The organism is Dialister sp. i34-0019-2H8 (genome assembly GCF_042846925.1).
Classification (GTDB): domain Bacteria; phylum Bacillota; class Negativicutes; order Veillonellales; family Dialisteraceae; genus Dialister.
Genome location: NZ_BAABYQ010000001.1, coordinates 50,001 through 62,229 on the forward strand (window position 1 = coordinate 50,001; position 12,229 = coordinate 62,229).

8 protein-coding genes and 2 rRNA genes (1 of these 10 running past the window's edge) are annotated in these 12,229 nt (G+C 55.5%); 9 read left to right on the forward strand and 1 reads right to left on the reverse strand.

What is annotated here, in order from left to right; translation table 11 throughout:
* The 8 genes from ACGG9R_RS00180 to ACGG9R_RS00215 form a co-directional block, all read left to right on the forward strand.
* A 23S ribosomal RNA gene (locus ACGG9R_RS00180) occupies window positions 1-2,106 on the forward strand; it begins 820 nt to the left of the window's first position.
* An 85-nt stretch (window positions 2,107-2,191) separates the two neighbouring features.
* Window positions 2,192-2,308, forward strand: a 5S ribosomal RNA gene (gene rrf, locus ACGG9R_RS00185).
* A gap of 223 nt (window positions 2,309-2,531) precedes the next feature.
* The gene (locus ACGG9R_RS00190; protein WP_390150050.1) at window positions 2,532-2,684 is read left to right on the forward strand and encodes a hypothetical protein; all 153 of its coding nucleotides are present in this window, start codon (window positions 2,532-2,534) and stop codon (window positions 2,682-2,684) included.
* Between the two features lie 139 nt (window positions 2,685-2,823).
* On the forward strand, window positions 2,824-3,999 hold the full coding sequence (locus ACGG9R_RS00195) for a GspE/PulE family protein (protein WP_390150053.1): 1,176 nt from the start codon (window positions 2,824-2,826) through the stop codon (window positions 3,997-3,999).
* Between the two features lies 1 nt (window position 4,000).
* On the forward strand, window positions 4,001-4,999 hold the full coding sequence (locus ACGG9R_RS00200; RefSeq protein WP_390150055.1) for a type IV pilus twitching motility protein PilT: 999 nt from the start codon (window positions 4,001-4,003) through the stop codon (window positions 4,997-4,999).
* A gap of 87 nt (window positions 5,000-5,086) precedes the next feature.
* Complete coding sequence (locus ACGG9R_RS00205; RefSeq protein ID WP_390150058.1) at window positions 5,087-6,274, forward strand: type II secretion system F family protein; 1,188 nt, start codon at window positions 5,087-5,089, stop codon at window positions 6,272-6,274.
* A 61-nt stretch (window positions 6,275-6,335) separates the two neighbouring features.
* A complete protein-coding gene (locus ACGG9R_RS00210) occupies window positions 6,336-6,983 on the forward strand; it encodes an HAD family hydrolase (protein WP_390150061.1) in 648 nt (215 codons plus the stop codon).
* Window positions 6,984-7,172: 189 nt separating this feature from the next.
* The gene (locus ACGG9R_RS00215) at window positions 7,173-8,156 is read left to right on the forward strand and encodes an ABC transporter substrate-binding protein (RefSeq protein WP_390150063.1); all 984 of its coding nucleotides are present in this window, start codon (window positions 7,173-7,175) and stop codon (window positions 8,154-8,156) included.
* A gap of 927 nt (window positions 8,157-9,083) precedes the next feature.
* Here ACGG9R_RS00215 and ACGG9R_RS00220 read toward each other — a convergent pair.
* On the reverse strand, window positions 9,084-10,136 hold the full coding sequence (locus ACGG9R_RS00220; RefSeq protein ID WP_390150066.1) for a YitT family protein: 1,053 nt from the start codon (window positions 10,134-10,136) through the stop codon (window positions 9,084-9,086).
* 348 nt (window positions 10,137-10,484) lie between these two features.
* Between ACGG9R_RS00220 and ACGG9R_RS00225 the strand changes: the two genes are divergently transcribed.
* The gene (locus tag ACGG9R_RS00225) at window positions 10,485-12,134 is read left to right on the forward strand and encodes a ShlB/FhaC/HecB family hemolysin secretion/activation protein (RefSeq protein WP_390150069.1); all 1,650 of its coding nucleotides are present in this window, start codon (window positions 10,485-10,487) and stop codon (window positions 12,132-12,134) included.
* The last annotated feature ends 95 nt before the right edge of the window (window positions 12,135-12,229 follow it).

A 12,229-nucleotide genomic window follows, 5' to 3' on the forward strand; every position in this document is an offset into this window, starting at 1 on the left:
AATCGAACGTGGAGATAGCTGGTTCTCCCCGAAATAGCTTTAGGGCTAGCCTCGAGGTAGAGATTGCAGGCGGTAGAGCACTGATCAGGAGAGGGGCCTACCCGGCTACCAAACCCAGTCAAACTACGAATGGCTGCAATTATACTCGGGAGTCAGACTACGACTTATAAGGGCCGTGGTCAAAAGGGAAACAGCCCAGATCATCAGCTAAGGTCCCAAATGCCGTGCTAAGTGGCGAAGGATGTGGCGTTTCATAAACAACCAGGATGTTGGCTCAGAAGCAGCCACCATTTAAAGAGTGCGTAATAGCTCACTGGTCGAGAGACGCTGCGCCGAAAATGTCCGGGGCTCAAGCACGGAACCGAAGCTATGGCATTGACTATGTCAATGGGTAGGGGAGCGTTCTTAACAGGAAGAAGCATGACCGGAAGGACATGTGGACCGTTAAGAAGTGAGAATGCCGGTATGAGTATCGAAAAGAAAGGTGAGAATCCTTTCCACCGAAAGCCCGAGGGTTCCTGAGCAACGATCGTCGTCTCAGGGTAAGTCGGGACCTAAGCCGAGGCGGAGACGCATAGGCGATGGACAACAGGTTGAAATTCCTGTACCGGATACAATCGTTTGAGCGATGGAGCGACGCAGAAAGGCATATGATCGCGCGACTGGAAGAGCGCGTCCAAGTGCGTATGTTGAATCGGAGGCAAATCCCTGATTCTAAAAGCAGAGACACGATGGGGAGTTATACGAAAGTATGACGAACTCATAGATCCTACACTGCCAAGAAAAACTTCTAGTGAGAAAGTATCCGCCCGTACCGTAAACCGACACAGGTAGGCGGGGAGAGAATCCTAAGGTGCGCGGGAAAACCCTCGTTAAGGAACTCGGCAAATTGCATCCGTAACTTAGGGAGAAGGATGACCTTAAGTAAGCGAAAGGGAGAAACCCCTGGAACAGAACAAGGTGGCAGAAAAGAGGCCCAAGCAACTGTTTACCAAAAACACAGGTGCCTGCGAAAGCGAAAGCTGAAGTATAGGTGCTGACGCCTGCCCGGTGCTGGAAGGTTAAGGAGAGATGTCAGAGCAATCGAAGCATTGAACTGAAGCCCCAGTGAACGGCGGCCGTAACTATAACGGTCCTAAGGTAGCGAAATTCCTTGTCGGGTAAGTTCCGACCCGCATGAAAGGCGTAATGATTTGGGCACTGTCTCAACGAGGGGCCCGGTGAAATTGAAATACCTGTGAAGATGCAGGTTACCCGCGACTGGACAGAAAGACCCCATGGAGCTTCACTGCAGCTTGAGATTGAATCTCGGTGATGCATGCACAGGATAGGTGGGAGACTTTGAAGTATGGGCTTTGGCTTATACTGAGTCGATGTTGGGATACCACCCTTGTATTGCTGAGATTCTAACACGGAGGCTAACAACCTCGTGGACCATCTCAGGTAGGCGGTTTGACTGGGGCGGTCGCCTCCGAAAGAGTAACGGAGGCGCCCAAAGGTTCCCTCAGGTCGGACAGAAACCGACCGAAGAGTGCAAAGGCAGAAGGGAGCTTGACTGCGAGACAGACAAGTCGAGCAGAGACGAAAGTCGGGCTTAGTGATCCGGTGGTACTGTGTGGAAAGGCCATCGCTCAACGGATAAAAGCTACCCTGGGGATAACAGGCTAATCTCTCCCAAGAGTTCATATCGACGGGGAGGTTTGGCACCTCGATGTCGGCTCATCACATCCTGGAGCTGGAGTAGGTTCCAAGGGTTGGGCTGTTCGCCCATTAAAGTGGTACGCGAGCTGGGTTCAAAACGTCGTGAGACAGTTTGGTTCATATCCATCGCGGGCGCAAGAAGTTTGAGGGAGGCTGCTCCTAGTACGAGAGGACCGGAGTGGACGGATCAACGGTGTACCAGTTGTCACGCCAGTGGCACGGCTGGAAAGCCGCATCCGGAAAGGATAAACGCTGAAAGCATCTAAGCGTGAAGCCCGTCCCGAGATGAGACTTCTCATCAGCAATGAGTAAGACCCCTTAAAGACGATGAGGTTGATAGGCTGTGAGTGGAAGGCCCGTAAGGGTTGGAGCGACGCAGTACTAATAGGTCGAGGTCTTAACTTGAATTTCACAAGCGCGACCAAGTGGCGGAAGCCCTTCGGAAAACTTTTCTTCTATATAGTTTTGAGAGAACAGACACTCTCAACGATTCAGTGGCGATAGCTGTGAGGATACACCCGTACCCATGCCGAACACGGTAGTTAAGCTCACAAACGCCGAAAGTACTTGGCTGGAAGCGGCCCGGGAGGATAGGAAGCTGCTGATTAACTAAAAGGACCAATCATGTAAATGGTTGGTCCTTTTTGCTTTGCCTTGAAGTCTCGGTTGGCTGGAATCGCCGGCGGTATGAAAGACTATGAGGGGCGATCTTCTCCCGCATGTCATTTCGAGCGCAAGCGAGAAATCTTTTCCGTTTGCGGTCAATCGGTGTATGCGTGTGAACGGAAACGGGAAGCCTGATACTCCATGAATGTGGGATACGGTGCTTCATGCAAACGGATGAGCAAAGGGAACAACAAAGCCGCAGCAATAAAGATCCCTCGGCTGCGCTCGGGATGACGGTGCTTGGGGAGCGGATGGTCTCACGGGGCGGCGGCATCGCTGCCTTTTTAGAAGAGGGTATTCTCGTATCGACGACCTAATCCCTAGCCACCAATCCCTAGCTATCAGTCGCCAGTCACGCCAATGACAGGATGCGATATTTCCAACATTGTTGGATGGGTGTTTTCTATTTATGCTATAATGAGGAAAAATCCTTGATGGTAAGAAGGAGGCGGTCGCATGGAGGAGCTGCGCGGTGGAGCGGATGTGGTGCTGAAGAAGATCATGCGACAGGCGGCTGCTGAGAGGGCGAGTGATGTCCATATCGAGCCGGGGGCTTCCTTTGTGCGGGTACGGTTTCGGAAGGACGGGCTGCTTTCGGATCGCTTTTGTCTCTCTTCCTCCATGGCGCCGAATCTTTCGGTGCGCGTGAAGGTCCTTGGGCGGCTGGATGTGGGGGAGAGCCGTTTGCCGCAGGATGGGAGCTGGGCGGAGGAGATCGATGGGGTGCCGTATGATTTCCGCATTTCTGTCCTGCCTTCGATGTATGGGGAGACGATCGTCATCCGTATTCTGTCGGGGCGGGTGAATTTTATCGAGAAGAATGAGCTGGGAATGCGAAGGGAGCAGGAGTCGCTGTTTCGGCGGGCGCTTTCCAAGGGGCAGGGACTGATCCTCACGACGGGGCCGACGGGCAGCGGAAAGACGTCGACGTTGTATGCGGCGCTGAAGCTCTTGAATCAGGAGACGGTGAGTATCATTTCTATCGAGGATCCGGTGGAGTACCGGCTGCCGGGCGTGACGCAGATCCAGGTGAATGAGCGTTCGGGGCTTTCCTTTGCGCGAGGGCTGCGTTCGCTCGTGCGGCAGGATCCGGATATCGTGATGATCGGGGAGATCCGTGACAGAGAAACGGCAGAGATCGCGATCCATGCCTCGCTCACGGGGCATCTGGTGCTGTCGACGCTCCACACGATGAGCGCGGCCGCTGCGCCGCTTCGTCTGATGGATATGGGCATCCCGCCCTATCTTCTTTCCGCGTCGCTGTCGCTGGTGATGGCGCAGCGGCTGGTACCGAGGCTTTGTCCTTCCTGCAAAAGGGAGGTGGTCTTGACGGAGGATCTCCTGACGGCCCACGCTCTGCCGCGCTCCCTTGCCGGGCATGCGGCTTACGAGCGGGCTGGCTGTGAGGCCTGCCGTCATCGCGGCTTTTCCGGGCGGACGGGGGTCTTTGAGATGATCGCCATCGGAGACAGCGAGAGACGCATCCTGCATCATGATTTCTCGCAGGAGAAGCTGCAGCAGGCGATGCGGAAAGCGGGACAGAAAACGATGGGCGAGTCGGCGCTTCTTCTGATGGAAGAGGGGGAGATCTCGCCGGAGTCGGCGGCGGTCATTCTGGCCGGGGAGGCATGAGATGGATATAGAGAAACTGCTGGCAGCGAATCCTGCCATGACGGATATTCACTTGACCGAGGGGCTGCCTCTTATGATCCGTGTCTATGGGGCGCTGAAGAAGATGAAGGAGATCGCGGAGCCTCAGCTCTTTGCAGAACTCATCTCTTCCTATGTGCCTCCCGATAGGCAGGCGGCGTATCAGCGGACAGGAAGCGCGGACAGTGCGTTTTCTTTGGGAAATGTCCGCTGCCGTCTGCATCTGTATCGCAGCGGCGGTCTGGCATCGGCGGCGATCCGCATCCTGCCGGAGCTTTCTTTGCTTGGCGCGGATCCCGACAGGACGTGGCTGGAGAAGGTATCGCAGCTTTCGCACGGGCTTGTCCTCATCACGGGTTCTTCGGGAAGCGGCAAGAGTACGACGATGGCGCGCATTCTTTCGCTGATCAGCCAGAAGAGAGCCTGTCATGTGGTGACGCTGGAGGATCCGGTGGAGTACGTGATCCCTATGGAGAAGGCGCTCATCCATCAGCGGGAGATCGGGCGTGATGTGGCGGATTTTCCGCAGGGCATCCGTGATGCGCTGAGAGAGGATCCCGATGTCATCGCGCTGGGAGAGATGCGAGACAGCGAGACGATCTCTGCGGCGCTGACGGCGGCGGAGACGGGGCATCTGGTGCTGGGGACGCTGCACACGACGCGCGCGAAGGATGTGCCTGCCCGCATCATTCATGCGTTTCCCGGCGATCGGCAGGAGGAGATCCGGGGGCTTCTCGCGGCGAATCTCGTGACGGTCTCTTCTCAGATGCTTTATCGCAGCGGCAAGGAGACATGGCTCCTGCGTGAGATCCTGACGAATGTCTCTGCCGTCGCGCATCTGATCCGCGAGGGCAAGGAGGAGCAGATCCCGTCGTATATGGAAATGGGACTTTCGCAGATGCGGACGATGAAGCAGGCGATGTATGCCATGAAGGGGATCAGTGAACGGGAAAGGGAACGGCTTTTGAAGAGTTTGGAATAAATTGTGCGTCTCTTCCACCCCTTTTGAACCTTCTGAACTTGTTTACCAAGTCATCAGTCACTCATTTCCCACAGCAAAGGACCATTCATGAAACAATTTCACTATAAGGCTTATGACGAAGAGGGCGGGATCCACGAAGGAAGCCTTGCGGCAAGGACGAAGCGGGAAGCAGCGGCAGCCCTCTTCTCTGAAGGGCTGTCGGTCATCCGCCTTTTTGAGGAGAAAGAGGCGCATCGTTTTTTCCGTGCGCGGCCTTTTGCAAGCCGCCGCGCGCTGTCCCTTCTGGCTTCGTCCTGGGCAGCACTCCTTTCCGCTGGGCTGACGGTGACAGAGTCGCTCTCGCTCCTCGCGTCGAAAGAAAGACCGCAGGAGAGGAGACTCCTCCTCTCTGCGAGAGAGCGGATCGCGAGCGGGCATTCTCTGTCGGAGAGCTTTGCGGCGGGCGGCTGGTGTCCGTCTTTTTTTATTTCTCTGCTGGAAGTGGGAGAAATGACGGGGACACTGCCGTCGGCCCTTACACACATCGCGCTGTACTATGAGAAGGAGGATCTGTTCCGGCGGCGCCTCTCGCGTTCGCTGGCGTATCCGCTCTTTGTGCTTGCCTTCGCGTTGGTGCTTCTTCTGGTGATCCTGCTCTTCATCCTGCCGTCCTTTGCGATGCTTTTCGAGACGCTGGGGATCACACTGCCGCTTCTCGCTTCGGCGGGGCTCGCGCTGGGGCTTTTCCTTCGGCACTGGGGGATGCTTCTTGGCCTTATACTCTTCGCTGTCCTGATCGTCGGAGCGCTGTACCTTCGGACGCGCGCGGGCCGGCGGCGAAAGGAAGTGTGGCTCTACCGCTCTGTCTTTTATCGCCGTCTGCTGCTCATCCGATTCACTCTTTCGCTGTCCTCTTTCCTCGAAAGCGGAAAGCCGCTCTCGGAAGCGCTCGCCGCCAGCATGAAGGTACTGGGCAATCACGTGGCAGAAGAAAAGGTGCGCGGTATGGAGAGGAAGCTGATGCAGGGGGAGAATTTTGCGAGCGTATGGGAGGAAAGCGGGTTCTGTTTCCCGCTCCTCTTTGAGCTTTGTCAGGTGGGACTTTCGAGCGGGGAGCTGCCGCGATTTCTGGATCAGGCAGCAAGGCTCATGACGGCGGAAACGGAGGAGAAGCTCCGTCATTTCCGTCATATCGCGGAGCCTGCCATGCTGCTCTTCGTGGGCGGCCTCACGGCGCTTGTCCTCTTTTCGGTCATGCTGCCCGTTTTCCGGATGGCGGGAAGTCATTTGGGGTAGGGAAATGCGGATCGCCTCTCTGCGATCGATTCCGTGTTTCCACAGATCAAGGAGGATCAACATGTCCATAGCAGTCATTTTCGACATGGACGGCACGCTTTTTGATACGGAGGCCGTCTTTCAGAAGTATTGGAATGCCATAGCAAAAGAACGGGGCATCGTACTGCCGGATGCTTTCAAGTATGAGATCTGCGGCACCTCGGGCGAGGTGATGAACCGCATCATCGAGAAGCATTATCGGGTGAAGGATGGCACGGAGATCCAGCGGGAGTGCAAGCAGCGCGTGGCAAAGGAGCTTTCGCGCGGCGTGCCCCTGAAGCCCGGCTGCCGGGAGATCCTTGCCTCGCTTCACGCGCGCGGCATCCCCATGGCGATCGGGAGCAGCGGACCGCGGGCGCAGATCGAGAGCAATCTGTCTGTCAGCGGCCTTACGTCCTATTTCTCAGCCATTGCGAGCGGAGATGAAGTCCTTCACGGGAAGCCGGCGCCGGATATTTTTCTGCTGGCTGCGAAAAGACTGGGCGTCCCTCCGGCGGATTGCTGCGTCTTCGAGGACAGTCCGAATGGCATCCGTGCGGCACACGCAGCCGGCATGAAGCCGATCCTCATCCCCGACCTCATGCCCGTCACGGAGGAGATCGCATCGCTCACGGTCGGCGTGTACAAGGTGCTGACAGATGCTTTGGAAGAATTGGTGGCTGGTGACTAGTGGCTAGGGATTAGATGCTTCAAGTAACTAGGAGACTAGGAGACTAAGAGACGTCAGACTTTAGACGTCAGACATCTAAAGTCTAAAGTCTCCCAGTCTCTACGTCTCAGGTGGGCATCACCACTATGCCATGACCCGCAGTTTATGTTATGATTAAAAACGGAAAAGATTTCTATCATAGGAGGACGCATGAAAATATATCAAACGATGGGACTGGGATTGGCGCTCCTGCTTTCCCTTTCCGTGACCGGCTGCGGGGTGAAGCAGGTAGCGATGAGCGGTCAGGGAGAGAGCTACACCGTGGTCGATGCGACGGGGCAGGAAGTGAAGATCCCCGGCAAGCCGAAGCGGATCTTGGGAAATTCGGCATCGATCGATACGATGCTTCTGGGTGTCGTGACTGCGGATCATCTGGTGGGAGCGACGGAGGCGGATCGTGATCCGGCGATTTCCTATGTCGCAGAGGATACGAAGGATATCCCGATGACCATTCCTCTCGCGGGACTGTCGATGGAGCTTGTGACGCAGGCGCGGCCGGATCTGGTGGTGGCTTCGACATACACGAAAGGCGAGGAGCTCACGATGTATCGCAATCTGGGCATCCCTGTCGTGGTGATCGACGGGCCTCGCTCGATCCAGCAGGTGAAGGATGATGTGCGGATCATTGCGGCGGCGGTCGGGGAGAAGGAGCGCGGCGAGAATGTGATCCGCGAGATGGATCGCCAGCTGAAAGAGGTGGATGATACGCTGGGAGCGCGTACGGACAAGAAGCCGGTGGTGTACCTGGTCTCGCAGATGACACGCTATGGAGGACCCGGCTCGATGTTCCACGAGCTTTTGACGCGGGCGCGTCTGGAGAATGCGATCGAGAAGGCAGGCGGCGCGAATGGGCAGGCCATTTCGCCCGAGCTCATCGTCAAGGCGGATCCGGATATGCTCTTCGTCTCGACCGACCGTTCCTCGGATACGACGGGGGCGGGGAAATATCGGGACGATTTTCTGGCAAATCCGGCAATCGCTCAGATGCGCGCGGCCCGGCACATCGCTCCTATCGATGACCGCTATATTTACGCCGCCTCGCAGAACTGCGTCTACGCGGTGAAGGCGATGGCGAATGCGGGCTACGGAGATCTCTTCGATCTGTCGGATGAAAAGCAGATACGCGGGTACTAAGGAAACTTCGGAGTGAGAAATGCAGGTGGCGGCTGCGCCGCCATCTTATAGGAGAAAATCAGCGTTGACGGAGTGAGTGAATCGTGCTAAGATACGAATAGGCAAATGTGAATATACCCATGTGGTGCCAAAAGAAAGAACCCCTATGAGATCTCATACATCTCATAGGGGTTCTTTCTTGACGTAGGCTTATCAAGCACTGCTAGCAATTTCCGTCAAGCCATTTGCAAATGTAGTAGGCTACGATACTTGCTGCGACAGAAATCAAAAATGTGAATATACTTTCCATACAGGTGCCTCCCTCCCGTCACGATTCTCCGGGGAGTTGCAGTGTGACGCAATTAGTATAGCAGAAATGACAGGCAGCAGCCAGTGAAAGGTGATATTCCCATCCCCATCAAAAAAAAGGCGATGTGAAATAACGATCATCTCATTTTCGCGTTCCATCTTCCGCGGGGGACTTGCAGCTCTCAAAGGAGTGACCGGTATTTCGTTTTCCACCGCTCAGGATGATGATGCATGGGATTGGAATGGCAGCGAAGAGCGTTGACGAAGCCGGGAAATCGTGCTAAGATACGGATAGGCAAAGGTAATGATGCCATAGGCATAAAAGAACGAACCCCCAAAAGATGTGCGAGATCTTTTGGGGGTTCTTCTTGTTCAAAGCACAAGTGAGCTTAGGCTTATCAAGCACTGCTAGGTTTTCCTGTCAAGCCATTTGCAAAGATAATGCGCGATCATGCTTGCTGCGACAGAACCACAAAAGGTAATGATGAAATCCATAAGGCACCTCCTTCTTGTCACGATTCTCGTGCGAGGAGTTGCAGTGTGACGCATTCAGTATAGCAGAAATAGCGGACAGCAACCAGTGGAAGAGGATATGCCCATTCCCACCCAATAAAAAAACACGCCCTGCGGCGTGTTTTTTTATTTCCGATAGCTCATACGCTTTCTTGCAATCTTCTCAGCTTCACGTTCGGCCTCGCCCTGATTCGGGTGGGCTTCCTCGTCCATTTCATACTGCCACATGCGCGTGGGGACCATTTCGCCCTTGGGGCTGCTGGTGTAGCGCATGGACTTCGGCATGGTCTTTACGGTGGAGAGCGGGCTTGTGAAGCCGCGGCCGATGACATCGGTGGTATTCATGATGAAGAGAAAGGCGTGCGGGTCGATTTCTTCGATGTAGTGACGGAGCTTCGTGATCTGTGTCAGATCGACGATGGCAAAGATGATGCGCTTATCCATGCCGGAGAAGGCGCCCTGCCCGTAGAGGAGGGTCGCACCGTGGTGAATGTTGCGGAGGATGGCGTCTGCGATCTCAAGAGGCTTGTCAGAAACGATGAAGGCGGCTTTCCGCTGGGCGAAGCCGATGACGAGACGGCTTGACAGATTCGCATTGATGTACATCGCGATCAGGGTGCAGATGGCGAGCTCCAAGGCAAAGATCCAGGCACTGGCCATGACGATCAGGAAGTTCAGCGCAAAGACGACGTAGCCGATCTCCAGATTGTAGTATTTCTTCAGGATCGCGCCGATGACATCGAGGCCGCCGGTGTTGCTGTTGTAGCGGTAGAGGAGCCCCATGCCAAGGCCGAGGATGACGCCGCCTGCGATGGCAGAGACGAGCGGCTGTTTCACGGAGGACATGGCGGCAAGCGGTGCGGTGAGGTCGATGAAAACGGAGCAGAGCACGGTGCCTATGATGGTGATCAGGGTATAGAATTTCCCCATGAACTTCAGGGCAAGAAGAAGGATCGGGATGTTCAGGATAAGATTTGCGATACCGATGGGAAAGCCCGTCAGGTAGTTCAGGATCATCGCGATGCCGGTGAGCCCGCCTGCGAGAAAGTGATGGGGGACATAGAAGGCATTGATGCCGACGGAGTAAAGAAATGTCCCGACCACGGTGATGGCCAGGATGAAAAACAGCCGCTGCCAGAAAGTGGGGCTTCTGTAGTCAGCCCCCAACGGGGTGTTCATGAGTGGGTCCTTTCTTTGAAAAATGGAAGCACCAAGGGTGCTGTGAAAATATTTACATCATATTATATCACGGAGAGCAAGGAAACATGAGGCATGGCGCATAGAGCAGAAACGCTGCGGAGCATCCATCGGGCGATGTCCGAATGTCTCTTAGTCACCAGCCACCAGTCCCTAGTCCCTCATCCCCCCAAAAAACTTTTCTCAAAATTTTCTGACCCTGTCACTTGTGACAGGGTCAGAAGGAAGGATCTCCTGTATAATAGATACAGAATAGGCATCATGTACCCTTTTTTAGAAAAAGCAGACGGTCTTCTGCGTGTCCCTTTTTTTCCGATGGAGGATCTTGCCATGAAACGTACTATACAATCACTATCTCTTAGTCTTTTGACAGCCCTTCTTTTTTCAGGCAGCGTGAGTGCTGCGCTCGATCCGACGGATCCGGCGGTGCAGAAGGTGATGGATCAGGCGTCGCGCATGAGCGAGACGAACCAGCAGGTGGCGTCGTATTATCAGAAGAGCCGCTACCGCACGCTGGATGTCGTGCATTCTTCGGAGGCGAAGGCCGAAGAGGGCGGGCTGGTCTTTGAAGTGAAGGAGATCCGTGTGACGCCGTCGAAATTTCTTTCCGCAGAGGAGATCCGGAGGGCCATCCATTTCAAAGGCGCAGGGCCTGCCACCGTGAAGGAGCTGACGGACATGGTGGCCCGCCTGAATGCGCTGTATCAGGAGAAGCATATCGTGACGGCGCAGGCCGTGCTGCCGCCGCAGAAGGTACAGGACGGCGTGGTCTACATCCGTCTCATTGAAGGGAAATTCGGAAAGACGGTCGTCACGGGAAATCAGCGGATCTCCGAGAAGTCGCTTCTCTCGCGCATCCATGGAAAGACGGGCGAGCTGGTGGACGTGGACCGGCTCGAGGATGAGCTCCGCGTATATAATTCGACGAATACCTATCAGGTGCAGGCAGAGCTGGTGCCGGGAGAGGAGGAAGGGACCTCCGACCTCCACCTGCTGCTCGGGGAGAAGGAGAATCCGCTGACATCCTTTATTTTCACGGACAATGCGGGTCAGAAAGAGAGCGGCCGCTATCGCATCGGTGCGTATACGGAGTACCGCGGGATCGGCGGGCATGATGCGAGCCTCGCGGTGAGCCCGGTGTGGACGGAAGGCATCTGGGGCGGCTCGGTGATGTACGATACGCCATGGGGGCATCACGGGACGCGGGCGCAGATTTCCTACAGCAGAAATCTGGTGGATATCATCGACGGCGCCTTCAAGGATTATGACATGAAGGCCAATTCGAATGACGCGGCGATCTCCATCACGCACCCCGTGAATATCACGCCGCTTTCCCGTGTGGATGTCTTTCTGGAAGGCCATCGGAAATGGTCGGATACCACGTACTCCGGGATGGAGCTCTCGAATAGCGAAACGCGCACGGTGAAGGCCGGACTGTCAGCGCGGAGCTTCGATGAGAACGGACTGTGGTTCTTCATGACCAGCGTCACCGGCTATGAGAGCGATGACCGCGTGAATGATAAGGATAACAACGGCTCATACTATAGCGCCTACCTCATGCGCCGGCAGAATCTCAAAAATGACCAGTACATGCTCTACCGCCTCTACGGCCAGTACACCGCCTTTACCTCGCTGCCTTCGACGGAGCAGTTCACGCTGGGCGGTATGGGGAGCGTCCGCGGATACAAGGAAAGTATCCTTTCGGGCGATAAAGGATGGTTCGCCGGTATGGAGTACGGCTTCCCCATCAGCAGTGACCATCAGACTTGGCGAGGCTTCGTCTTCCTCGACCACGGCGTCGCATATAACAATTTCAGCGTCAAAACAACGAAGGACTACCTCACGAGCGCAGGCTTCGGTCTGGAGTGCAGCAAGGGCGGCTGGTATGGCAAGGCCGTTCTCGGCATCCCGCTCAAGGATTCCGGCAATATCGGAGATGCATCGCCCAGAGTCCATTTCTACCTGCAGAGGAATGTGTGAGGGAAGTGACTAGTGACTAGTGGCTAGTGACTGGTGACTTGAATACTGCTTTCGGGCATCGCCCCATACATATTCGCGGCGAAGCCGCCACCACA

Bases quoted from the DNA above. Each gene is read 5' to 3' on its own strand.
- ACGG9R_RS00215 (WP_390150063.1), top strand. From the start codon at position 7,173: ATGAAAATATATCAAACGATGGGACTGGGATTGGCGCTCCTGCTTTCC.
- ACGG9R_RS00190 (WP_390150050.1), top strand. From the start codon at position 2,532: ATGCAAACGGATGAGCAAAGGGAACAACAAAGCCGCAGCAATAAAGAT.
- ACGG9R_RS00195 (WP_390150053.1), top strand. From the start codon at position 2,824: ATGGAGGAGCTGCGCGGTGGAGCGGATGTGGTGCTGAAGAAGATCATG.
- ACGG9R_RS00205 (WP_390150058.1), top strand. From the start codon at position 5,087: ATGAAACAATTTCACTATAAGGCTTATGACGAAGAGGGCGGGATCCAC.
- ACGG9R_RS00220 (WP_390150066.1), bottom strand. From the start codon at position 10,136: ATGAACACCCCGTTGGGGGCTGACTACAGAAGCCCCACTTTCTGGCAG.
- ACGG9R_RS00210 (WP_390150061.1), top strand. From the start codon at position 6,336: ATGTCCATAGCAGTCATTTTCGACATGGACGGCACGCTTTTTGATACG.
- ACGG9R_RS00225 (WP_390150069.1), top strand. From the start codon at position 10,485: ATGAAACGTACTATACAATCACTATCTCTTAGTCTTTTGACAGCCCTT.
- ACGG9R_RS00200 (WP_390150055.1), top strand. From the start codon at position 4,001: ATGGATATAGAGAAACTGCTGGCAGCGAATCCTGCCATGACGGATATT.